The organism is Ornithinibacillus halotolerans (assembly GCF_014637405.1).
GTDB lineage: Bacteria > Bacillota > Bacilli > Bacillales > Amphibacillaceae > Ornithinibacillus > Ornithinibacillus halotolerans.
In genome coordinates this window covers 1-22,359 of sequence record NZ_BMEY01000034.1, presented here as the reverse complement: position 1 = coordinate 22,359, position 22,359 = coordinate 1, and the positions used below count along the sequence as shown (strand labels likewise).

The following is a 22,359-nucleotide window of genomic DNA, read 5'->3' as shown; positions in this document are numbered from 1 at the left end:
TTTATCAGATGGTATCCTTTTTGTTTACTAGGAAGAGTTAGAATATTAAAAATAAACGTAGCACTTACCATTCGAAATGGAAGTGCTACGTTTTTAATTATTACTGGGGTTTTGTCCCAGCCTCTTTCTATTTAATCTTTAAAGAATGCAATGACTAATGCACCATCTCCACCATAAGTGGAAATAAGCGGTCCCATTTCAGTAACAAAAGTTTCTTTAAAAGGGTATTTTGCTTTAATTTCATTCAATACAGAATTTGCACGTTCTTTGGCGTTACAATGAGTCATTACTAAGATTTTATCTTCTACGGATTTTACGTAATCACCTATTTGATCTACAAAACGACGAATCGATTTTTTGTCTCCGCGAACTTTCTCTGCAACTTCAATTGTACCTTCTTCACTAGCCTTCATAAGAAGTTTAATATTCAATGTCTTAGCAATAGTACCTTTTACTTTATCGACTCTTCCGCCTAGAACTAGATTTTCTAGAGTACGTAAAACAAATAGAGTTGCTGTCTGCTTTACCATTTTCTGTAGGTGATCTGCAATCTCATCTAGTGAGTAGTTTTCTTGAATCTTTTTAAATGCTTCAAATAAAAGAAGTGCTTGTCCTCCTGAAGCTGTTTTTGCGTTAATAACTTCTATTTTTCTATTAGGTTCTTCTTCAAGCAACATATTCTTTCCAGCAATAGCATTCTCATATGTACTACTTAATCCACCAGATAAACTAATCATTAGAATCTCTTTTGAAGCTTCTATTTTTTTATAGCCTTTATAAAAATCATTTGGACTTGGTGCAGCAGAACGAGGTAATTCTTTTGTTTCTTTTATCTTTTTATTAAAACCTTCAAGGTCAAGATCTACACCACTTTTATATTGTTGATCTTTGAAATTTAAATATAGTGGAATAATCTGTATGTCGACAGTGTTCAATAGCTCTTGTGGGATATCAGCACCGCCATCAGTCATTAACTGAATTGACATAGAATCACCTATTTTCTTTAAAATTTTACTATAAGTAGTATCTATTATATCGTTATTAAGTGGATAAATATAGTTAAGATTTAACGACTTTTTTATGGATAGTTACATTAGTCTTACGAGTCGTACTCATTATAAATAAAAATAAACCGCAAATTACTATAGATCCTCCAAGCCATTGTGTCCAAGTAATTTTCTCTCCTAATATAAAGTAAGCGAGAATGGACGCACCAATAGGTTCAAAAACAATCGCCATACTTATTGTAGAAGTGCTAAGCCATTTAAGTGCCCAATTAAATAGTGTATGTCCGAAAAAGGTTGGGATAATAGCTAAAGCTAAAAATATTAGCCAATGTTCTTTTGGGTAACCAAAGAATTCATTACCTAGTACAATATTATAGATTATTAAGGTAACAGAGCTAACTCCGTAAACTAAGAACGTGTAGGTCATTAAGGAAATTCTCTTTCTTGCACTTTGTCCAAAAAGGAAATATACAGTCATAGCAACTGCACCAAGTAGGGCGAGAATATCCCCAAATAAAGCTATGCCACTAATTTGAAAATCACCCCAACTAATAATTATACTTCCTAAAAGGGCGATAAACATGCTTATTAGAGCGCCAGCAGTAAATCGTTCCTTAAAGAATAAATAAGTCCCTAAGAAAGCAAATATTGGTTGTAACGTGACAAGGACGACCGAACTCGCAACAGATGTATAATTTAGAGATTCAAACCAGAGAATAAAATGAAATGCGAGGAAAACACCGGCTAATATAGATAATAGCCAATCTCTCTTGTTAATTTGTTTGAATTCATGTCGATACTTCACTAAGATAATTGGTAGCATTAATAGAACTGCAAGTAATAATCGATAATTAGCGATAATAGCAGCAGGTGTATTGGTTGCTAATTTAACAAGTACAGCAGATGTCGAGATAGAAATTACACCGACAACTAGTGCTATATATGGATTAAACGGAGGGACTCTCATCCATATTCCTCCTTAAAAAAATTCATTCAATGATATATATATTATCATGTTCAACTATAAATATCATTTACAGGCTAGCTTGTACTATTCGACATGTGTTATCATTAACTAACGGTTAATTTGCCACGGTGCGTATAAATTATAGGGAATGAACCCCTTGTATGAAAATCTCTGGCTTTTCCACCATAGGTCAAGCCTTTTCCACTTGAGAAAAAGTGAATGAAAATTTATATTACTCTAGATACATTATCTAATAATAAGATGTTCCAATCCATGGGGGACATGTAATATTTAAAATTATGGATAAGATAAAATAAAATGGGTGATGTGATTTCGGTATAGGCATCACGGCAAGTTCAAACGCTAAAACAAGATAAATTATGCATAAAGGAGAAATAATAAGCGTGACAACATTTAATGAATTAGGTATTTCAAACCCAATTATGAAGTCTTTAGAAAAAATGGGCTTCGAGGAGGCAACTCCAATCCAAGCTCAAACAATTCCTCTAGCTATTGAGGGACATGATGTAATAGGTCAAGCGCAGACTGGGACGGGAAAAACTGCTGCTTTTGGTATCCCAATGCTAGAAAAAATTAATACGTCAGAAAGAAAAGTTCAAGGTTTAGTAGTTGCTCCAACAAGAGAACTTGCAATACAAGTTGCAGAAGAACTTAATCGATTAGGTAGATTTAAAGGGGTACGTGTACTTCCGGTTTATGGTGGAGCACCAATGGATAGACAAATCCGCTCTCTAAAAGACGGTCCACATATTGTTGTTGCTACACCGGGAAGATTATTAGACCATTTTAGAAGAAAGACAATCCGTGCCAATATTGTGCATACTGTAGTGTTAGATGAAGCTGATGAAATGTTAAACATGGGATTCATTGACGATATACGTGAAATTCTAAAACAAGTTCCAAGTGAAAGACAAACGTTACTATTCTCAGCTACAATGCCGAAAGAAATTCGTGATATTGCAACCAACCTAATGAACAGTCCAAAAGAGGTTAAGGTAAAAGCGAAAGAAATGACTGTTGAGAATATTGTCCAGCATTTTGTTGAGATCCCAGAAAAATATAAGTTCGATACATTGACAAACTTGTTAGACATGCAGAATCCTGAATTAGCAATTGTTTTCAGTAGAACGAAAAAACGTGTTGATGAAGTAACGGAAGGTTTACAAGCAAGAGGTTTTCGATCTGAAGGGATTCATGGTGATTTAACACAAGGAAAACGTATGTCTGTGTTAAATAAGTTTAAAAATGGCCGTGTTGATGTATTAGTTGCAACAGATGTTGCTGCTCGTGGTTTAGATATTTCAGGTGTTACACATGTTTATAACTTTGATATTCCTCAAGATCCAGAAAGCTATGTTCACCGTATTGGTCGTACTGGCCGTGCTGGTCGTACTGGGGAAGCAATCTCATTTGTTACACCAAGGGAAATTGCTCATCTTCGCTTAATTGAAAGAGTAACGAAGAGTAAAATGAAACGAATGGTACCACCGACTAATAAAGAAGCTAGACTTGGACAACAGCAAATCACTGTTGACAAAATACTAAAAACAATCGAGAAGAATGAATTAGATGCATACCATCAAACTGCAAATGAGTTACTAGAAGAACATGATTCTGTAACAATCGTTGCAGCAGCATTAAAGATGTTAACGAAAGAAAGAAGAGACGTACCAGTTCAAATCTCTGGTGTTGCACCTATTAGTATTAAGAAAGCTCAAACAGACAAAGGACGATCTAATAACAAACGTTTCTACGGCAAACGTAATCAAGGCGGCGGAAAAAACCAAGGTGGAGGCAGAAACCAAGGTGGCCGTAATCGTAAAGGGAATTTCCAAAAAAGAAGAAACCGTGATTAATTAATTTGTGTTTATAGATATAATTTGCAGAAATGAAAGAAAGGCTCCTTTTAGCATAGGAGTCTTTTCTTTAGAATAAATATGTCAAATTATAGGGGGAGAAAAGGGATATGAGAAAGCCACCAATTCATTTGATCTCAAAGGATGCAATTAAGGCATGGCAAATAACCGCAATACTTTATGAGGCAATTGCGTGGATTCTAACTGTTATTGGTTTTGTATTACATATTGTAATAGACTTTCCATTATGGATTGTATTAATTGTCTTAGGGATAACGTTAATAAGTACCTATATTACTGTCTTTTTATTACCTAAGCTTAGATGGAAAAGATGGCGATATGAGGTCTTTGAACAAGAAATTTACATTCAGCATGGTATCTTAATTGTTAATAGAACGCTCATACCAATGATTCGAGTTCAACATGTAGAAACAAAACAAGGACCTATTCTGAAGAAGTTTGATTTAGCTACGGTATCCATTTCTACTGCTGCAACAACACATGAGATTCCAGCGTTATCGAATGAAGTAGCTTCTGATCTAAGAGACAAAATATCCGCGCTAGCAAAGGTGGATGAAGATGATGTCTAAACCAGAACGATTACATCCTGCTACAATTGTTTTTAATATAATTAAAGGAATTAGAGATTCTATATTTATTATCATTATTGCAATAGCTGGTTTAATGGATGTCAATATTTGGTATGCCGTATTAGGTATAACTATTTTAATTCTTCTAATTGTATTGATGAGCTATTTGTCCTGGAGCAGATTTACTTATTACGTCGAGGAGGAAGAATTAAGATTAGAGTACGGGATTTTTATTCGTAAAAAACGATTTATTGCTAAAAATAGGATTCAATCAATTGATTTGACACAAAATATCCTCCATCGCATCTTTAAATTAGTAAAGGTGGAGATTGAGACGGCTGGTACAGGTGCTGATGCTGAAGCCTCCCTTAATGCTGTTACATTATTAAAAGGTGAAGCGTTACGAGCACAACTGAAATCTCAATCTATTAATAAAGAGGAATCTGTAGAAGAGGAAACAATTTCAGATCCGACTCAAACTATTACAAGTAAAGGGATTTTAATTGCGGGGGCAACATCTGGAAGTGTGGGAGTATTAATCGCGATTGCAGCAGGGGCTATCTCAGAACTTGAACGATTTATTCCTGAAGACTTCTTTAACAATGCTTATCAATGGGTAATTGGACTAGGACTTTTAATAATTATCTTCATGATAATAGGTGGTTTAATTCTTCTATGGCTTATAGGGATTATCGGAACAGTTATTCGATATTGGAATTTTACTATCACAAAAATAGGCGAAGATATCGTCATTACACGTGGACTTTTAGAAAAGAAACATTTGACCATCCCATTACGGCGTATTCAATCTATTGGATATGTAGAGAGTATTATTCGACAGCCACTAGGTTATTCAACAGTCATTGCCGAGGTTGCGGGGGGATCTAATGAAAGCGGAGAGGAATTTTCAACAGTAATATTTCCTATTATGAAAACAGATGAAGTTTCTTCTTTTATAAGAAAATTCTTTCCTGACTATCAAATGGAAGAGATTGACTATAAATTACCGAAACGCGCGCTAAAATATTATATTACAAGAATGCTTTTACCCTCTCTTATTGCTTTTATTGCAGTTATTATCATTGTCCCTTATTTTACTTGGATACCGATTTTACTTATTGTTCTAAGTATACTGCTTGGTATTATGCAATATCGTGATACGGGATTCACCCTTGAGGATAGTAAGGTAACTATACGTTATCGATTCTTAAGCAGAGTGACAATGGTTATCGAACATAAACGAATTCAAGCATTTAACAAAAAGCAACATTTTTTACATAGAAGAGAGTTTTTAGCGACTATTAAATTATCTATTATAGGAAAAATGGGGCTAGGAAAGCATTTCCACATTAAAGAAATGGAAGAAAAAGAAGCGAATAAATTAGCAGATTGGTATTCTTACCGAGGGGAGGATTAATCCCCTCTTTTTTTATAGTGACATTAATATTGCTAAAATAATAATAACAATTATAGTAACTGCAACTGGATTTTGTCTTAACTTTGTTGAAAGTTTTCCCCGTTTCTTCCATCGATTAGGGTTAAATTGAATATCACCTTCATCTTGATAGCTTCTCCTGTATCGTACCGGATAATATCGTTTCGCTTTATTAAGAACTAAAGGAGCTATGATAAATCCGGCTATGAATCCTAACACATGTCCATAAATATTAATATTCGGTCGAATGAAGGTCATGATTAAGCCCAAAATAAATATGATCATGATAATTCGAGCACTTCCGGCGTCAATGAGTGATTTCCGAAATGCAACCATAAAAACATAGATGCCGAACAGCCCGAAGATTGCTCCCGATGCTCCGACATGGGAGAACATAAAGGAAGGATTTATAAGAAACGTAGCAACATTTGCTAAAACCCCGGCACCTAAATAGGCTAGTATGAACTTCCATTTACCAAGCATTTGCTCTAACGCTGGGCCAAACAAAACTAGGGAAAAGGAATTAAAAAGCATATGCATTAAATCACCGTGTAGAAATATTGGTGTAATAAACCTCCAATATTCTCCTTTATGGATTTGATAATGTCTACCAACGCCCAAATCATATAAACGTTCAAAGAAACCAATCGGTAGGATATCTACAATCCATAAAGCAAGGTGAATAACGAGAATAGCTGATACAATTGGATAGTAGCGGATAAATTCTTTCATGCTTCGTTCGTTTCGAATAAACATAGTACTCCTTCTTTCTTAAGTATTGCAGTATTCCTAATGGTAATAATAAATAGTATGTACATTCTTAGATTACTATAATACTATTTTTACATAAAGAGAAACTTCATATATTAATTATTTTATAACACCTCTAAATATATAAGGAGATCAGCGCAAAATGATCAAAGGAATCGGAATAGACATTGTTGAGTTAGAACGAATTAAACAGAGCATGGAGAATAGGAGATTTATCGAACGAATTCTAACTCTTAATGAACGTGAAAAATTTGATTTATTACAAAGTGAAAGAAGAAGAATGGAATATGTTGCAGGGCGTTTTGCTGCAAAAGAGGCATTTTCTAAAGCAATGGGTACCGGTATCGGGAAATTAAGTTTTCAAGACATTGAAGTGATGAACGATGATAATGGTGCCCCAACCATAAATCTAACTTTTGCAGAGGATATGAATATTTTTGTTTCTATTTCTCATAGTAAAGAGTATGCAGTAGCACAAGTAATAATTGAAGAGTAAATTAGTAGTTTCTCTCTTAACCTTTGCATAATTACCAAGGTTGTCTCATATATTTTATTGCAAGCAGGAGGGAACAAGCTATAGTATTTTTTCGCCGTAAAGGAAGGAACGATAAGAACCATGGACCACTTTCGAGACTAGTCCAAATGACAGGAATAAAGTAGAACGTTTATTAGATGTTAAATTAGAAAAAATTAAAGGAGAGGATGGAATGATGAAGGGATGATGGTATTGTCTGATTAATTGGTTCAAATGGAGTATCGTGAATTCTTTCGGTGAGAGTTCCCTTTGTAATAATCGTAGAAACCTTAGAGGATAGGTTGGTAATTTAGGACAAGGGAGATGTGTTAATGATAAAAAAATCACGTATATTGATACTTTTTGTATTTGGAATTGTGTTATTCCTTGCAGCGTGTGGAGAAAAATCACAGCAGGATGTAGTGGATAAACTTGGAGAAAATGTAGCAGATTTGTCTGGATATAAGGCTAATGTAGATATGAAGATGAATACTGGACAAGAAGAGCAACTGTTTAAAATTGATGTGTGGCACAAACAAGAAGATTTTTACCGTGTTGCGCTAACTAGTAACAAAGATGATAAAGGTGGACAAATCATCTTGAAAAACAAGGATGGTGTATTTGTACTAACACCAGAATTGAAGAAAAGTTTTAAATTCCAATCTGAATGGCCAGATAATAGTAGTCAACCATACTTATATCAATCTCTAGTAGAAGATGTGATTAACGATGAAGAAGCGGAATTTACTGCTGATGAAAATAATTATATCTTTAAAGCAAAAACAAATTATCAAAGCAATAACAACTATCCGTATCAAGAAATTCATTTTAACAAAGAAAATTATGCACCTGTTTTAGTGAAAATTTTAGATACAGATGGAAATGCAGTAGTTGAAGTTAAATTTAATAGCTTTGAATTTAATCCTACTTTTAAAGAAAAGGATTTTGAAATTGAACAGAACATGGCAAGTGCTATGCCTGATGAAGTGCCTACTTCTGCAGATGGCGCTGTTGAAGAATTATCTGTAATGGTCCCATTATATACTGCTGGCGCAGAGCTGTCTGATCGCTTAGAAGTTGACTTAGAAGATGGAAAACGAATTATTTCTACTTTTACAGGCGAAAAGAATTTCACTTTAGTACAGGAAAGAAAAAATGTAGTAGAAACATTCTCATCACCAGTTGAAGTAAACGGAGAAATTGTTAATCTAGGATTTGGTGCTGTTGGAGCACTGACTGAAAATGCAATTGAATGGGATTATAATGGAACAAATTTCTATCTAGCAAGTGACCAATTAACAAGACAAGAACTTATCGAAGTAGCACAATCTGTTCAAGGTCAAGAGGTTAAATAATGTATGAAATTTGGGCAGGCTCATAGAAAGGGTCTGCTTTTTGTTTTATAATAAGATATATATGTTGGAAGAATAATAACTACCGAGTGGAAGGGAGTCATACCTTGTGGTAGACGGAATGTATCGTGAAACATGGGCAGAAATAAATCTTGATGCAATTAAGTATAATATTACACAAATAAAGGAAAAACTACCGCAAGATAGTAATATAATTGCAGTTGTAAAAGCCAATGCATATGGTCATGGAATTGTTCCTGTTGCAAAAAAGGCTTTAGAATCAGGGGCAAATGCTTTAGCGGTTGCAATATTAGAAGAAGCTATTATTCTTAGGAATTCTTCCATTACTGTTCCAATATTAGTCTTAGGATGGGTTCCAGCAAAATATGTTCCAATAGCAGCTAAGTATCAAATTACATTAACAGTCTTTCGAAAAGATTGGTTGGAAGAAGTAAAACAATTATCCTTACAACGTCCAGTATCAGTGCATATAAAACTAGATACTGGGATGGGAAGAATCGGTCTACGCTCTGATGAAGAATTAATAAGTATTTTACAAGAAATAGATAATAATAACGATATAAATCTAACCGGTATTTTTACACATTTTGCTACAGCAGATGAAAAGGATTTAGAATACTTTGAAAGACAAATAAAAAGATTGGAAGAACTTCTCGATGTATTTTACAAGCATTGGAGATCCCCTGTAACAGTTCATATCGGGAATAGTGCAGCATCTGTTCGTTTTCCGGAAAAAATGCATAATTCTATTCGTTTTGGCATATCCATGTATGGGTTGTATCCTTCTAAAATTGTAAAAGAAGAAAACAATATTACTCTTAAACCTGCTTTTTCATTACATAGTAAACTGATTAATGTTAAAAAAATAGCAAAAGGCGAATCAGTTAGCTATGGAAGAACATATATTGCAAGCGAAGATGAATGGATAGGTACGATACCGATTGGATACGGGGATGGTTGGACGAGAAAATTACAAGGAATGAGTGTTCTAGTAAATAATCGGAAAATGCCTATTGTTGGTCGAATTTGTATGGATCAAATGATGATACGCTTAGATAAGGCATATGAAATTGGAACTACAGTAACTTTAATAGGAAAACAAGGAAATGAACTGATTGAAATTGATGATATAGCTGATTATCTGGAGACAATTAATTATGAGATACCTTGTATGATTAACGAAAGAGTACCAAGATTTTATGTGGAAAATGGTAATAGATTACCGTATGAGCATAAAAACTAAAAAAAATCCAACGAAATACCTAATTTTTTTATTGAAAGTATTGATAAGCCTTTGCAATTACGGCTAGACAATGATATTATTAAATTTGACTAAAATTATTCAATATGTTCGTTCAGCAGTTGGCGGAGGTGCTTGATTTTGTCAGAGAGCTTACAAGAAGTGATGGTACGGCTACCAAAAAACCTACTAAATGAGGTGGATGGATTAGTGAAAAAAGAAAACGTGGATCTAAGCGAAATCATTTGTCAGGCTACTAGAAGTTATCTAGAAACCAAGAAAGAAGAATACATCCAAAACTTTTATAAATCCATGCAAAAAGGCTATCAAGAAATGGCACGAATCAATCTCTCTATTGCTTCAGAAGCATTTCAGGCTGAAGAGGAGGCTGAAATTACTCTAGAGCGCTCTGTGATCGGGGTGTAGAATTTGATTGTTCAAAGAGGCGAAGTATATTTCGCTGACTTATCCCCTGTAGTCGGGTCAGAACAAGGGGGCGTTCGACCGGTGTTGATCCTCCAAAATGATATTGGAAATCGATTTAGCCCAACTGTTATTGTTGCTGCGATTACTGCCCAAATTCAAAAAGCAAAATTACCTACTCATGTGGAGATTGACGCGAAACGATACGGGTTTGATCGAGATTCTGTTATTCTTTTAGAACAGATTCGAACTCTAGATAAGCAGCGGCTAACAGATAAAATTACTAAATTAGATGACTTAATGATGCAAAAAATAAATCATGCTTTAGAAATAAGTCTTGGGCTTAAAGATATGTATGGTCATTAGAACTCATAGTTTATAATAATAAACTGTGAGTTTTTTTAATGCCTAAAAATAGACAATCAGCATTATTTAGCTGGTAAGTCAAGTATACTAATAAAACTTGCATTAGAATTTGTTTGCAATAATAAACATAACATGTGACAATATTTATAATATTTTATTTATCGGGGGTAACCAGAGGATGAATAGAGATTTAAGGAACATCATTATAGAACATAATGATGCCATTATTCAAAATTGGTCTAAGGAAATAAACAAACTAAAAGAACAAAATTATACTTCAGATATATCAGATGAACTTTACGAACATAATAATCAAGAGTTTGTAAATGTAATTATTCATAGTATCAAGGGTACAGGTTCAACTAAATTAGTAAAAGATTTCTCTGATCGTATTATCCAGTTAGGTTGGCCACTAAGTTACATCACTGATGGGTTACTTGTATTTAGAAGGGTAGCTACTAATATTATACTTAAACAAGTTGACCATGTAGACAGTAACACAGCTAATGAAGTACTAAGAAATATCGATTCTTTAGTAGAGCCAATTATTAGGCAACTAGTTAATGAATACTCAGTAAGTTGGGAACATGTTGTTTCACTGCAAAGAATTGCCCTCCAAGAATTATCTGCTCCACTTATTCCGGTTATGGATAATATAACCATCATGCCATTAATAGGAACTATTGATACGGAACGTGCTAAATTTATTATGGAAAATTTATTAGATGGCGTGATGCGTCATAATGCTGAAGTGGTATTAATCGATATTACGGGTGTTCCAGTAGTCGATACAATGGTAGCACACCATCTATTCCAAGCAACTGAGGCTGTACGACTATTAGGGGCAAAATGTATTCTAGTAGGCATCCGACCAGAAATAGCTCAAACTATTGTTAATTTGGGTATTAATTTCTCAAACCTTCCTACGAAAAGTACCTTAAAAAAAGGTTTTATGCTTGCTCTTGAAATTACTAATAAGTCCATTGTAGAAATGAATAATAAATCTCAAACATTAGATGAACTACTAGGTAAAAGTACAGGGAGTGAAGAAGATCATGAGAATACCGATCTTAAAACTACATAATTATTTATTAATCTCTATTCAAACAGAATTAGATGACCAAACAGCAATTAATTTTCAAGAAGACTTATTACGAGAAATACATACAACGGAAGCGACAGGAGTAGTTATTGATCTCACCTCGGTTGAAGTGATTGATTCCTTTATAGCTAAGGTGTTAGGTGACGTAGTTTCGATGTCAGACCTAATGGGGGCTAAAGTTGTTTTAACAGGAATACAACCAGCAGTTGCTATGACGCTAATTGAGTTAGGTATTCATTTGCAAAATGTTCCTACTGCACTGGATTTAGAACAAGGTTTGTTGAAACTACATCAGGAAATGGGGGAATGATTATGAACTCCCTTTCCTATGTATCAATTATGAAAGAGTGGGATATTGTTGCTGCACGTCAAATGGGCCGTGAACTTTCTAAACAAATAGGTTTTGGCACGGTTGACCAAGCGCGTATTACAACAGCGATATCTGAGTTAGCCCGAAATATTTATCTATATGCTGGTGAAGGGCAAATATGTTTTGAAGCTATAAAAACTTTAGATCAAAAAGGGATCTTAATAATTGCTAAAGATAACGGTCCTGGAATAAAGGATTTGAGCCAAGTAATGGAAGATGGATATTCTACATCTGGAGGGCTAGGTGCCGGTTTACCAGGTGTTAGAAGGTTAATGGATGAGTTTGATATTGAAACGGAAGTAGGTAAGGGAACAAAGATTTCCACCAAAAAATGGGTGAGATAAATCAGTAACATATGCTTCTTTTACAACAAAGAAATACAATTGATAAGGTTCCTAATAATAGAACAGGAGAGGCCACTATGGATACGAAAGACTTAGATGCTAGAACATATGCTGATTTATTAAGTAGATATATAGAAACACAGGATGAGAGAGCTCTTTATGGTGCAGAAAAAATTTCTAAGTCATTTATTAGGAAGAATATACTACCTGAAGAAATTGTTAATCTACATATTCAAGCATTATTAGATATTTATCCAGAATCACGTGACCAAATATTACCTTCTATGAATTTCTTATTAGAAGCTATGATTTCTTATGGATTAGCACATCAAGAATACCAGATGCTTCGTGAAAAACAGTTAGAGATAAAATCTGAAATTCAAGTAGCAGCTAGAATGCAAAAAATGCTCATGCAGACTGAAATACCTGAAATAAAAGGATTAGATATTGGAGTTATTAGTGTACCTGCTAATCAAATGAATGGAGACTATCATCATTTTGTAAAAGATAAGGATGGCTCTATTAGTATTGCTATTGCAGACGTCATAGGTAAAGGAGTACCAGCCGCACTAGCAATGTCTATGATTAAATATGCAATGGATAGTTTTCCTGCTAGTAGAATGTCTACTAGCACAATACTTGCGAGCTTGAATAGGGTTGTAGAACAAAACGTAGACCCTGGTATGTTTATAACTATGTTTTATGCACAATATGAACCAAAAACTGGGAAGCTACACTATTCTTCTGCTGGCCATGAACCTGGATTTTTCTTTAGTAAGAAGAAAAATAGATTTATAGATATTGATGCCAAAGGATTGGTCCTAGGTGTAAATCAAAATACAACCTATTCACAAAGCGAATTATTGCTGGAAAAAGAAGACATGGTTATTCTGCTTACTGATGGAGTAACCGAGTGTCAGAAAGATGGAAAATTTATTGAACGCGAAGATATAGTCGAAGTTATTAAGAAATATATGCATTTGACTTCCCAAGAGATTGTTAATCGAGTATATCGTCATTTTGAACGTCTGCAAAATTTTGATTTGCGAGACGACTTTACATTAGTAATCTTTAAAAAAGTGGTTTAATAGTAAGAATATCCGGGTACAGGTAAAATACGTACTTATTATACAATCGTTTTCTATGACAAATAGGCATTATGGGGGGACACTATGAATCTACAAATCCAAATAGATAGTAAAAACAACCTGTCAATTGTTCATTTATCTGGGGAGATTGATGTGTATACAGCACCAAAGCTGAAAGAGGCATTACTCCCACTTACTAAGACACATAATGGACTTGTTGAAGTTGATTTAGAAAAAGTAAGTTATATGGATAGTACGGGGTTAGGGGTTTTTATTAATGCCTTAAAATTATCTACAGAGCATGACTGCAAGTTAAGGTTAGTAAATCTACAGGATCGAGTATTACGTTTGTTTCAAATAACAGGGTTACACGAAATAATGGATTTAAACTCTACGATTCGAGGTGTAGACGAATAAATGGAATCGTTTGATTTTATTGAAATGAAATTTCCAGCTAAACCAGAATATGTAGGTGTTATTAGATTAAGTGTCTCTGGAATAGCTAGTCGAATGGGTTTTACGTATGAAGACATTGATGACTTAAAAGTTTCAATTTCAGAAGCTGTTACAAATGTCGTTAATCACGCATATGACTGTAAGGAAAATGGTGAAGTAACCATTGGATTTGGTGTATATGAGGATCGGTTGGAAGTAATGGTAGCTGACTATGGGGAAAGCTTTGATTTGGAGAAAGTAAAAGCAGAAATTGGTCCATATGAACAGAGCGAATCAATTGAAAGCCTTCGAGAAGGGGGATTTGGATTATTTTTAATTAGTACTTTAATGGATAAAGTTGAAATAAATAATAATTCAGGTGTTATTGTCCTAATGACAAAGTACCTTGAGAAATTAGGGGTGGGGTTTAATGACGACCACGTCTCGACCAAATAGAGGAGGAGATGAGGTTTACGAATGGATTGACCAGCTGCAAAAAAACCCTACAGATGAGGAAATACAACAAAAGATAATTCTTATTTATAAAGAACTGGTAGAATCTATAGCAAGAAAATATTCTAAAAATAGTATGATTCATGAAGACTTAGTTCAAGTGGGAATGATAGGGCTATTAGCAGCAATTAAACGCTTTGATCCAACTTATGGTAAAACATTCGAATCCTTTGCTATCCCCACGATAATTGGAGAGATAAAAAGATTTATCCGCGATAAGACATGGAGTGTACATGTTCCTAGAAGAATTAAAGAACTAGGTCCAAAGATAAAAAAAGCAGTCGATGAGCTCACCACTAAAAAACAAAAATCACCTACAATAACAGAAATTGCAGAATATCTCGAAGTTCCTGAGGAAGATGTATTAGAAACAATGGAAATGAATCAAAGCTATAAAGCATTGTCTGTTGACAGAAGCATTGAAGGCACATCAAATGGTAGTACTATTGCCATACTTGATATGATAGGTACAACAGAAGATGGTTATTCTAAGATAGATCTAAAAATGCTATTAGAAAAAATCCTTCCTATATTAACAGAACGAGAGCAACAAATTATCCGTTACACGTATTTCGAAAATAAAAGTCAAAAAGAAACAGGAGAATTATTAGGAATTTCTCAAATGCATGTTTCACGTCTACAACGAAGGTCACTAAAGAAACTCCGTGAAGCAATAAATTCAGATAGTGCGGAGGTATTATGAAAACTATGAGCCGTGTCGAAGTAGCAGTTTATCAGGAACCAAAGAACGGAAATGAAGATTGTGGTGATAGTTACTTTTATAGAGAAACGGAAAAACAGTTCATATGTGCTCTTGCAGATGGTTTAGGGAGTGGAGAGTATGCAAAGGAATCCTCTGATATAGTAATTAATATCATTAAAGAGAATATAGATTATACAGTTGAAGAAATTGTGAAAAAATGTAACCAACAATTACTTGGTAAAAGAGGAGCTGTCCTTGCCATCCTTAAGATCGATTTTTCAACGAATAGCTATACTATTTCTACAATTGGAAATATAGGAGTTATGACTGTTTGGGGAGAAGACAGTAGAAAACGGTATATACCAAATGCGGGATACTTAGCAGGGTATAAGCGAGACTTCAAAGTTACTCATGAACCTTTAGTAGAGAAAATGAATATTATTATGTATACAGATGGCGTCAAAGATAAGGAACTAAGAAATAATTACTTTTATTATGAAGATGTAGATAGAATTACCGATTCATATGCGTTAAGAAGTGAAAAAAAGCGTGATGATGATACGACTTTAATAGCAATTCGATATAAAGGTTAGAAAGAGACTGAACGAATAAAATCAGTCTCTTTCTCTTTGTTGTAGGATATGTTTAATTTTTTTGATAGAATAAAGACTGATGTAAAGGAGGAAAATTTCGTGTCAGATACTATGAATCAAGAATTAGCTCATTGGGTAGCAAAGGAAACAGAAGTTTCTGCGAATGTTGTACATAAGGTGATTGATTTATTAGATGAAGGAAATACAGTTCCGTTTATTGCCCGCTATCGAAAAGAAATGACAGGTGGACTAGATGAAGTTCAAATTAAGTCAATCCAAGATAAATGGCAATATGCTAATAATTTAGCACAACGAAAAGATGAGGTTATACGTTTAATTGATGAACAGGGCAAATTAACTCCTGAACTAGAGGGTGAAATAAGGAAAGCAACACAATTACAACGTGTTGAAGATCTATATAGACCGTATAAACAAAAGAGAAGGACAAAAGCAACCATTGCAAAAGAAAAAGGGCTAGAACCTCTTGCAGAACTAATATGGAAACAGAAAGATATACATGTTCACGATGAGGCGATTAAATATCTCTCTGAGGAACACGAGTTGAATACTATTGAAGACGTATTATTAGGTGTGAATGATATTCTTGCTGAGTGGATTTCGGACGAGCCAGAATATCGAGATTATATCCGAAAAGAAACAATAAAACGTGGGCTTGTCCAATCAACCGTCAAAAAGAAAGACAAAGATGAAAAAAGTGTTTATGAAATGTACTATGAATATTCCGAGGCAGTTCGTTCAATAGTCTCACACCGAATACTCGCTTTAAATAGAGGGGAAAAGGAAGAAGTATTAAAAGTTACTGTCCTTCCACCGGTAGAAGGAATTATTAGTTATTTAGAGAGGAAAATAATTAAACAAAAAACATCTAAGGACATACGAGATATCTTAACTGCTGCAATAGAAGATTCATACAAACGTTTGATTGAACCGTCTATCGAGAGAGAGGTCAGATCAAACCTCACTGAAAAAGCTGAAGAACAAGCAATTTCAGTGTTTGCTACGAACTTAAAGAACCTATTACTACAACCTCCATTAAAGGGGAAAACAGTACTAGGTGTTGACCCTGCTTACCGTACTGGTTGTAAACTAGCTGTTATAGATGAAACTGGTAAATTGCATAAGGTTGGAGTAATGTATCCAACAGCACCAAGAAATGATATTGAAGGATCAGAAAAAATAATACTAGAGTTCGTTAAATCCCACCAGGTTGAATTAGTTGCCATTGGCAATGGTACGGCTTCGCGGGAGACCGAACAATTTATAAGTGATGTAATTACAAAAAATAATTTGGACATACCTTATATTATCGTAAACGAAGCAGGAGCAAGTGTGTATTCTGCATCTGAACTAGCCCGAGAAGAATTTCCAGACTTGCAAGTAGAAGAAAGAAGTGCAGCATCTATCGCTCGTAGAGTACAAGATCCTTTAGCGGAATTAGTGAAAATTGATCCTAAATCAATAGGTGTTGGTCAGTATCAGCATGATGTAAGTCAAAAGGCTCTCAATGAATCATTAACATTTGTTGTTGAAACTGCAGTTAACCAAGTAGGTGTGAATGTAAATACCGCATCTAGATCTCTACTTCAATATGTATCTGGTCTAAGTAAAACAGTTGCAGGGAATATTGTGAAGCTACGAAATGAAAATGGGAAGTTTACTAATCGAAAAGAATTGAAGAAAATTCCTAGATTAGGTGCCAAAACCTATGAACAAGCAATTGGGTTCCTACGAATTATTGATGGGGATAACCCACTAGATAGAACTCCAATTCACCCTGAAAGCTATGATCATACTACAAAATTACTAAAGATGCTTAATTGTAATATAGAAGATATTGGTTCTTCGAAGCTAAATGAAGAGCTTCAGGCTCTTAATAAAAAAAATATCGCTGAACAGTTAGGTGTCGGAGTGCCAACACTAACTGATATTATTGATGCACTAAGCAAGCCAGAAAGAGACCCACGTGATGAGTATCCACAACCATTATTGAAGAAGAATGTATTATCATTAGAAGATTTAAAGCCAGGGATGGAGTTACAAGGTACGGTACGGAATGTAGTGGATTTCGGAGTATTTGTTGATGTCGGAGTTAAACAAGATGGGCTAGTACATATCTCTAAAATGTCTAATTCATTTGTAAAACACCCAATGGATATTGCTTCAGTTGGAGATGTAGTTACGGTTTGGGTAGAAAGTGTGGATATTAATAAAGGAAGAGTAGCATTATCGATGATTAATGAATAACTGATGTTTCATTCTAGTGTCGATAGTGAATAGATGAAAAAAGAAGTTACCGAACAGAATGCCGGTAACTTCTTTTTTAATATTATTCTACATCACTTGCAGCTTCAACTTCACTCATGGAAACGCCAAGAGCATTTGCTACACCTTCACCGTATGCAGGGTCTGCTTTGTAGCAATGGTTGATATGTCTTAATTGAACTTCTTTCGTTGTACCTTCCATCGCACGTGCAGTGTTTTCAAACAATCTTTGTTGTTCTTCAGCAGTCATTAGACGGAATAGGTTACCAGGTTGTTCAAAGTATTTATCGTCATCTTGACGGAAATCATAGTAATCAACATCTGCAGCAAGTACTTGTCTTGGATCTTGATGCTCTTTACTATCTTCCCACTCACCATAACTGTTCGGGCTATATGTTACGTTTTTTCCGTGTGGAATTACACGCATTGCACCGTCACGATGGTAAGGGTTGAAGTTCTTCGCATTTTTAGGATAGTTAACTGGAATTTGCCAGTGATTTACACCTAGACGATAGCGTTGTGCGTCTCCGTATGAGAATAGACGACCTTGTAGCATCTTATCTGGTGAGAAACCAATTCCAGGTACAATGTTAGTTGGAGCGAATGCTGCTTGCTCAACTTCTTCAAAGTAGTTTTCTGGATTACGGTTAAGTTCAACTTCACCAACTTCAATTAGTGGGAAGTCACCTTTAGGCCATACTTTAGTTAAATCGAATGGATTGTAAGGTACTTGTTTAGCTTCTTCTTCAGTCATTACTTGAATGTAAAGAGTCCATTTTGGATAATCACCATTTTCAATTGCTTCATAAAGATCTTTTTGATGACTTTCACGGTCTTTACCGATAACTGTTTCTGCTTCTTGGTCAGTTAGGTTTTTAATTCCTTGTTGTGTACGGAAGTGGAATTTAACCCATACTCTTTCATTATCAGCATTAATCAGGCTGTAAGTATGGCTTCCGAACATATGCATATTTCTGTATGATGCTGGAATACCACGATCGCTCATTACGATAGTTACTTGGTGTAATGCTTCTGGTAATCCAGTCCAGAAATCCCAGTTTGCTTGAGCACTATGCATATTTGTTCTTGGGTCACGTTTAACAACGTGGTTTAAATCAGGGAAACGCTTAGGATCTCTAAAGAAGAATACAGGTGTATTGTTACCAACTAAATCCCAATTACCTTCTTCTGTATAGAATTTCATAGCTGTACCGCGGATATCACGCTCAGCATCAGCAGCTCCACGTTCTCCAGCAACTGTAGAGAAACGTACGAACATATCAGTTTTCTTACCAACTTCTGAGAAGATGGAAGCTTTAGTATATTTAGTGATGTCATGAGTTACAGTGAATGTACCATATGCACCAGAACCTTTAGCATGCATACGACGTTCAGGAATAACTTCACGGTCAAAGTGTGCTAATTTTTCTAGGAACCAGAAATCTTCCATTAATAGTGGACCTCTAGGACCAGCAGTTTTTACATCATCGTCATTTGGTACTGGAGCACCAAATGCAGTAGTTAATTTTTTCTTTTCACTCATTGAACATGTCCCTCCTGTAATATAAAATACATATAATATAGTAACATAGTAACTATTAGATTACTAAATAGATAGACTATGAGTGCAGTACTATCCTATTACTATGTATACTAATTCATTTTGGTTTCACATTATATTATATACCATTCTAAATAAAAATCAATTTTTAATTATAATTATTTTAAATAACGTTGTAAGATATACTCTATAGAGTGTTACAGGCAATAGAAATATATATGCTAAAGGAAGTATTCGCAAATGGAATTATTAAATGAGAAACAATTAACACGTTTAGTTCAAGATATATCGCTGGAATTCTTTAATAAGCCATATACTGATAGAGTGATATTTAATAGAAGACTGCGAACGACAGGAGGGAGATACTTACCAGCTAGTCGTATTATAGAACTTAATCCTAAATATTTCTTAGAAGCTGAAAGAGAAGAGTTTATTGGAATTATTAAGCATGAACTATGTCATTATCACCTGCATATCGAAGGAAAAGGGTATAAGCATGGTGATCCGGAATTTAAAGCACTATTGAAAAAAACAGGTTCGCCAAGACATTGTAAGCCGTTAGAATCTAATGTCAATAGAGTCAAGCATCAATATAAGTGCATAAATTGTAATCACATATATAAAAGAGTTCGAAGAATTGATTTAAGAAAGTATCGCTGTGGAATATGTCGTGGGAAATTGGTTAAGTTTAAATAGGAAAGCATTATTTTGTACTATTAATTTCAAACTAATAATTTGTTTGATTTTCGGAATTATAGTTTTAGGGTAAGAGGTGACTTCAACCAAAAGCGTTCAGGAAATAGTCGTATGAAAACATATAATAGGAAGAAACTAGGGAACACCTAAAAAAAGTAAATAGACATAAAAAAATAATTGACGAATTGGACGAACCATGATAAATTATATTAAGTTTCATATTAATGATTAGAAAAAAACAATATGACAAAGACATAAAAAAAGATTTAAAAAACGTTGACATCAATTACGAATTATTGTATGATATTTCTTGTCGCTGAAATTATTTCACAGTAGCTCAGTGGTAGAGCAACAAGCATTACTTCTACCGAGTATGCTACGAGTAACCCCGAGGAATACACTTCTTCGAATAATCGAGAAGACGCAGGGGTCACTACTTAATTTGTTCTTTCATAACAATAATAGTTAAGCTATTTATTATTCCACAGTAGCTCAGTGGTAGAGCAATCGGCTGTTAACCGATCGGTCGTAGGTTCGAATCCTACCTGTGGAGCCATATGGAGAAGTACTCAAGTGGCTGAAGAGGTGCCCCTGCTAAGGGTATAGGTCGGGTAACCGGCGCGAGGGTTCAAATCCCTCCTTCTCCGCCATTGTAATATGGCCCGTTGGTCAAGCGGTTAAGACACCGCCCTTTCACGGCGGTAACACGGGTTCGAATCCCGTACGGGTCATTATGTTCATTTAAAAATAAAAAGGTCCGGTAGTTCAGTTGGTTAGAATGCCTGCCTGTCACGCAGGAGGTCGCGGGTTCGAGTCCCGTCCGGACCGCCATATGATTTGTTGGGCTATAGCCAAGCGGTAAGGCAACGGGTTTTGGTCCCGTCATTCCTAGGTTCGAATCCTAGTAGCCCAGCCAATTTTATGTTTGTGAGCCTTTCAACAAACGTTTTTTTATTTTTAGGGACTAAAACTCATAATATATGAGCCATTAGCTCAGTCGGTAGAGCAACGAGCACTACTTCTACCGAATATGCTACGAGTAACCCTGAGGAATTTGCTTCTTTGGAAATACTAGAAGACGCAAGGGTCAACTTGAGAAACGTTCAAATTAATTAAATGCAACTCATTATATATGAGCCATTAGCTCAGTCGGTAGAGCATCTGACTTTTAATCAGAGGGTCGAAGGTTCGAATCCTTCATGGCTCACCATTTTAATCATGCGGGTGTGGCGGAATTGGCAGACGCGCTAGACTTAGGATCTAGTATCTTCGGATGTGGGGGTTCGACTCCCTTCACCCGCACCATATGTACTCAACTATTTATCAATGCGGTCGTGGCGGAATGGCAGACGCGCTAGGTTGAGGGCCTAGTGGGAGTTAATCCCGTGGAGGTTCAAGTCCTCTCGGCCGCACTATTCTTTTTAAAAAAAGAATAAAAAACACTTGATTTAATCTTTTTAATGTGATATATTAATAAATGTCGTTTTTGCGCCCGTAGCTCAATTGGATAGAGCGTTTGACTACGGATCAAGAGGTTAGGGGTTCGACTCCTCTCGGGCGCGCCATAAACTTCGGGAAGTAGCTCAGCTTGGTAGAGCACATGGTTTGGGACCATGGGGTCGCAGGTTCGAATCCTGTCTTCCCGATCCGGAGCTTCCAGTCAGCTTGGTGTTTAAGTTGATATAAGCTTTCGAATTAAGAACTTCTTTAAAAGTAGATACTCACTTTTTTATATGCGGGTGTAGTTTAATGGTAAAACTCCAGCCTTCCAAGCTGATGTCGTGGGTTCGATTCCCATCACCCGCTCCATTTTTGAAATGGGCCTGTAGCTCAGCTGGTTAGAGCGCACGCCTGATAAGCGTGAGGTCGGTGGTTCGAGTCCACTCAGGCCCACCATTTTAAAAAAAGATATTAAATAAGTGTTGACAATGAAAACTCAACATGGTATGATTTAAAAGTTGTTAACAAAACAACACTAAATGATTTTGCTCCTTGAAAACTGAACAAAACAACCAGTATGTAAGAAAAAACATACCCTGTTTTTTCTATTAAATAAATCTAAAGCTAGCGTGCTTTAGTAGCTAAGAATGTAATTGACTCGTTCAATT

Annotated in this window: 22 protein-coding genes and 12 tRNA genes; 30 read left to right on the top strand and 4 right to left on the bottom strand. The window is 35.2% G+C overall.

What is annotated here, in order from left to right; all coding sequences use genetic code 11:
* Positions 1-131: 131 nt before the first annotated feature.
* Together IEV35_RS19650 and IEV35_RS19645 are read right to left on the bottom strand one after the other, a co-directional pair.
* A complete protein-coding gene (locus IEV35_RS19650) occupies positions 132-986 on the bottom strand; it encodes a DegV family protein (RefSeq protein ID WP_188386353.1) in 855 nt (284 codons plus the stop codon).
* Between the two features lie 73 nt (positions 987-1,059).
* The gene (locus IEV35_RS19645; protein WP_188386352.1) at positions 1,060-1,974 is read right to left on the bottom strand and encodes a DMT family transporter; all 915 of its coding nucleotides are present in this window, start codon (positions 1,972-1,974) and stop codon (positions 1,060-1,062) included.
* Positions 1,975-2,378: 404 nt separating this feature from the next.
* Between IEV35_RS19645 and cshA the strand changes: the two genes are divergently transcribed.
* The 3 genes from cshA to IEV35_RS19630 all read left to right on the top strand — a co-directional run bounded on the left by cshA (position 2,379) and on the right by IEV35_RS19630 (position 5,858).
* Positions 2,379-3,851: a degradosome RNA helicase CshA gene (gene cshA, locus IEV35_RS19640; RefSeq protein ID WP_229740827.1), complete on the top strand. Its 1,473-nt coding sequence runs from the start codon at positions 2,379-2,381 to the stop codon at positions 3,849-3,851.
* Positions 3,852-3,961: 110 nt separating this feature from the next.
* Positions 3,962-4,441, top strand: coding sequence for a PH domain-containing protein (locus IEV35_RS19635; protein WP_188386350.1), 480 nt, complete (start codon positions 3,962-3,964; stop codon positions 4,439-4,441).
* Positions 4,434-5,858, top strand: a complete 1,425-nt coding sequence (locus IEV35_RS19630; RefSeq protein WP_188386349.1) for a PH domain-containing protein — start codon at positions 4,434-4,436, stop codon at positions 5,856-5,858. Before IEV35_RS19635 ends, IEV35_RS19630 begins: the two co-directional genes overlap by 8 nt.
* Before the next feature lie 12 nt (positions 5,859-5,870).
* Here IEV35_RS19630 and IEV35_RS19625 read toward each other — a convergent pair whose 3' ends face one another.
* Positions 5,871-6,632 carry a rhomboid family intramembrane serine protease gene (locus IEV35_RS19625; protein WP_188386348.1) on the bottom strand — a complete coding sequence of 254 codons (762 nt, stop codon included), beginning with the start codon at positions 6,630-6,632 and terminating at the stop codon, positions 5,871-5,873.
* 157 nt (positions 6,633-6,789) lie between these two features.
* Here IEV35_RS19625 and acpS point away from each other — a divergent pair, with 157 nt between their 5' ends.
* From acpS to IEV35_RS19555, 14 genes are all read left to right on the top strand, one after another.
* On the top strand, positions 6,790-7,143 hold the full coding sequence (gene acpS, locus IEV35_RS19620) for a holo-ACP synthase (protein WP_188386347.1): 354 nt from the start codon (positions 6,790-6,792) through the stop codon (positions 7,141-7,143).
* 350 nt (positions 7,144-7,493) lie between these two features.
* On the top strand, positions 7,494-8,516 hold the full coding sequence (locus IEV35_RS19615) for a LolA family protein (protein WP_188386346.1): 1,023 nt from the start codon (positions 7,494-7,496) through the stop codon (positions 8,514-8,516).
* Between the two features lie 106 nt (positions 8,517-8,622).
* On the top strand, positions 8,623-9,777 hold the full coding sequence (gene alr / locus IEV35_RS19610; protein WP_188386345.1) for an alanine racemase: 1,155 nt from the start codon (positions 8,623-8,625) through the stop codon (positions 9,775-9,777).
* 138 nt (positions 9,778-9,915) lie between these two features.
* Positions 9,916-10,200, top strand: coding sequence for a CopG family ribbon-helix-helix protein (locus tag IEV35_RS19605; RefSeq protein ID WP_188386344.1), 285 nt, complete (start codon positions 9,916-9,918; stop codon positions 10,198-10,200).
* Positions 10,201-10,203: 3 nt separating this feature from the next.
* On the top strand, positions 10,204-10,563 hold the full coding sequence (locus IEV35_RS19600) for a type II toxin-antitoxin system PemK/MazF family toxin (RefSeq protein ID WP_188386343.1): 360 nt from the start codon (positions 10,204-10,206) through the stop codon (positions 10,561-10,563).
* 178 nt (positions 10,564-10,741) lie between these two features.
* The gene (gene rsbRA, locus IEV35_RS19595; protein ID WP_188386342.1) at positions 10,742-11,647 is read left to right on the top strand and encodes an RsbT co-antagonist protein RsbRA; all 906 of its coding nucleotides are present in this window, start codon (positions 10,742-10,744) and stop codon (positions 11,645-11,647) included.
* Positions 11,619-11,975, top strand: coding sequence for an STAS domain-containing protein (locus IEV35_RS19590; RefSeq protein WP_188386341.1), 357 nt, complete (start codon positions 11,619-11,621; stop codon positions 11,973-11,975). Before rsbRA ends, IEV35_RS19590 begins: the two co-directional genes overlap by 29 nt.
* A 2-nt stretch (positions 11,976-11,977) precedes the next feature.
* Positions 11,978-12,379, top strand: a complete 402-nt coding sequence (locus tag IEV35_RS19585; RefSeq protein ID WP_188386340.1) for an anti-sigma regulatory factor — start codon at positions 11,978-11,980, stop codon at positions 12,377-12,379.
* A gap of 77 nt (positions 12,380-12,456) precedes the next feature.
* A complete protein-coding gene (locus tag IEV35_RS19580) occupies positions 12,457-13,467 on the top strand; it encodes a PP2C family protein-serine/threonine phosphatase (protein WP_188386339.1) in 1,011 nt (336 codons plus the stop codon).
* Positions 13,468-13,551: 84 nt separating this feature from the next.
* Complete coding sequence (locus tag IEV35_RS19575; RefSeq protein ID WP_188386338.1) at positions 13,552-13,884, top strand: anti-sigma factor antagonist; 333 nt, start codon at positions 13,552-13,554, stop codon at positions 13,882-13,884.
* A complete protein-coding gene (gene rsbW / locus IEV35_RS19570) occupies positions 13,885-14,358 on the top strand; it encodes an anti-sigma B factor RsbW (RefSeq protein ID WP_188386337.1) in 474 nt (157 codons plus the stop codon).
* Positions 14,333-15,118, top strand: a complete 786-nt coding sequence (gene sigB, locus IEV35_RS19565; protein ID WP_188386336.1) for an RNA polymerase sigma factor SigB — start codon at positions 14,333-14,335, stop codon at positions 15,116-15,118. The genes rsbW and sigB overlap by 26 nt, the downstream gene beginning before the upstream one ends.
* Complete coding sequence (locus tag IEV35_RS19560; RefSeq protein ID WP_188386335.1) at positions 15,115-15,711, top strand: SpoIIE family protein phosphatase; 597 nt, start codon at positions 15,115-15,117, stop codon at positions 15,709-15,711. Before sigB ends, IEV35_RS19560 begins: the two co-directional genes overlap by 4 nt.
* 111 nt (positions 15,712-15,822) lie before the next feature.
* On the top strand, positions 15,823-17,976 hold the full coding sequence (locus IEV35_RS19555; RefSeq protein WP_188386354.1) for a Tex family protein: 2,154 nt from the start codon (positions 15,823-15,825) through the stop codon (positions 17,974-17,976).
* 82 nt (positions 17,977-18,058) lie between these two features.
* Here IEV35_RS19555 and IEV35_RS19550 read toward each other — a convergent pair whose 3' ends face one another.
* Entirely contained in the window at positions 18,059-19,537 is a 1,479-nt protein-coding gene (locus tag IEV35_RS19550; RefSeq protein WP_188386334.1) for a catalase, read from the bottom strand.
* 258 nt (positions 19,538-19,795) lie between these two features.
* Here IEV35_RS19550 and IEV35_RS19545 point away from each other — a divergent pair, with 258 nt between their 5' ends.
* The 13 genes from IEV35_RS19545 to IEV35_RS19485 all read left to right on the top strand — a co-directional run bounded on the left by IEV35_RS19545 (position 19,796) and on the right by IEV35_RS19485 (position 22,147).
* Complete coding sequence (locus IEV35_RS19545) at positions 19,796-20,251, top strand: SprT family protein (protein WP_188386333.1); 456 nt, start codon at positions 19,796-19,798, stop codon at positions 20,249-20,251.
* 481 nt (positions 20,252-20,732) lie between these two features.
* Positions 20,733-20,807, top strand: a tRNA-Asn gene (locus tag IEV35_RS19540).
* A 3-nt stretch (positions 20,808-20,810) separates the two neighbouring features.
* Positions 20,811-20,901, top strand: a tRNA-Ser gene (locus tag IEV35_RS19535).
* A gap of 9 nt (positions 20,902-20,910) precedes the next feature.
* Positions 20,911-20,982: transfer RNA gene (locus IEV35_RS19530), tRNA-Glu, on the top strand.
* Positions 20,983-21,005: 23 nt separating this feature from the next.
* Positions 21,006-21,082 (top strand) — tRNA-Asp (locus IEV35_RS19525).
* Between the two features lie 10 nt (positions 21,083-21,092).
* A tRNA-Gln gene (locus IEV35_RS19520) sits at positions 21,093-21,167 on the top strand.
* Between the two features lie 218 nt (positions 21,168-21,385).
* Positions 21,386-21,461 (top strand) — tRNA-Lys (locus tag IEV35_RS19515).
* 10 nt (positions 21,462-21,471) lie between these two features.
* Positions 21,472-21,556: transfer RNA gene (locus IEV35_RS19510), tRNA-Leu, on the top strand.
* A 23-nt stretch (positions 21,557-21,579) separates the two neighbouring features.
* Positions 21,580-21,663 (top strand) — tRNA-Leu (locus IEV35_RS19505).
* A 76-nt stretch (positions 21,664-21,739) separates the two neighbouring features.
* A tRNA-Arg gene (locus IEV35_RS19500) sits at positions 21,740-21,816 on the top strand.
* A gap of 7 nt (positions 21,817-21,823) precedes the next feature.
* Positions 21,824-21,897, top strand: a tRNA-Pro gene (locus tag IEV35_RS19495).
* An 89-nt stretch (positions 21,898-21,986) separates the two neighbouring features.
* Positions 21,987-22,060, top strand: a tRNA-Gly gene (locus IEV35_RS19490).
* A 10-nt stretch (positions 22,061-22,070) separates the two neighbouring features.
* Positions 22,071-22,147: transfer RNA gene (locus IEV35_RS19485), tRNA-Ile, on the top strand.
* Positions 22,148-22,359 lie beyond the last annotated feature (212 nt).

Excerpts from the sequence above, each read along its gene's own strand:
- IEV35_RS19575 (WP_188386338.1), top strand. The coding sequence starts at position 13,552 with ATGAATCTACAAATCCAAATAGATAGTAAAAACAACCTGTCAATTGTT.
- IEV35_RS19645 (WP_188386352.1), bottom strand. The coding sequence starts at position 1,974 with ATGAGAGTCCCTCCGTTTAATCCATATATAGCACTAGTTGTCGGTGTA.
- IEV35_RS19615 (WP_188386346.1), top strand. The coding sequence starts at position 7,494 with ATGATAAAAAAATCACGTATATTGATACTTTTTGTATTTGGAATTGTG.
- IEV35_RS19625 (WP_188386348.1), bottom strand. The coding sequence starts at position 6,632 with ATGTTTATTCGAAACGAACGAAGCATGAAAGAATTTATCCGCTACTAT.
- rsbRA (WP_188386342.1), top strand. The coding sequence starts at position 10,742 with ATGAATAGAGATTTAAGGAACATCATTATAGAACATAATGATGCCATT.
- IEV35_RS19550 (WP_188386334.1), bottom strand. The coding sequence starts at position 19,537 with ATGAGTGAAAAGAAAAAATTAACTACTGCATTTGGTGCTCCAGTACCA.
- IEV35_RS19545 (WP_188386333.1), top strand. The coding sequence starts at position 19,796 with ATGGAATTATTAAATGAGAAACAATTAACACGTTTAGTTCAAGATATA.
- IEV35_RS19555 (WP_188386354.1), top strand. The coding sequence starts at position 15,823 with ATGAATCAAGAATTAGCTCATTGGGTAGCAAAGGAAACAGAAGTTTCT.
- IEV35_RS19650 (WP_188386353.1), bottom strand. The coding sequence starts at position 986 with ATGTCAATTCAGTTAATGACTGATGGCGGTGCTGATATCCCACAAGAG.
- acpS (WP_188386347.1), top strand. The coding sequence starts at position 6,790 with ATGATCAAAGGAATCGGAATAGACATTGTTGAGTTAGAACGAATTAAA.
- IEV35_RS19580 (WP_188386339.1), top strand. The coding sequence starts at position 12,457 with ATGGATACGAAAGACTTAGATGCTAGAACATATGCTGATTTATTAAGT.
- IEV35_RS19635 (WP_188386350.1), top strand. The coding sequence starts at position 3,962 with ATGAGAAAGCCACCAATTCATTTGATCTCAAAGGATGCAATTAAGGCA.
- IEV35_RS19590 (WP_188386341.1), top strand. The coding sequence starts at position 11,619 with ATGAGAATACCGATCTTAAAACTACATAATTATTTATTAATCTCTATT.
- IEV35_RS19585 (WP_188386340.1), top strand. The coding sequence starts at position 11,978 with ATGAACTCCCTTTCCTATGTATCAATTATGAAAGAGTGGGATATTGTT.
- IEV35_RS19630 (WP_188386349.1), top strand. The coding sequence starts at position 4,434 with ATGTCTAAACCAGAACGATTACATCCTGCTACAATTGTTTTTAATATA.
- sigB (WP_188386336.1), top strand. The coding sequence starts at position 14,333 with ATGACGACCACGTCTCGACCAAATAGAGGAGGAGATGAGGTTTACGAA.
- rsbW (WP_188386337.1), top strand. The coding sequence starts at position 13,885 with ATGGAATCGTTTGATTTTATTGAAATGAAATTTCCAGCTAAACCAGAA.
- IEV35_RS19560 (WP_188386335.1), top strand. The coding sequence starts at position 15,115 with ATGAAAACTATGAGCCGTGTCGAAGTAGCAGTTTATCAGGAACCAAAG.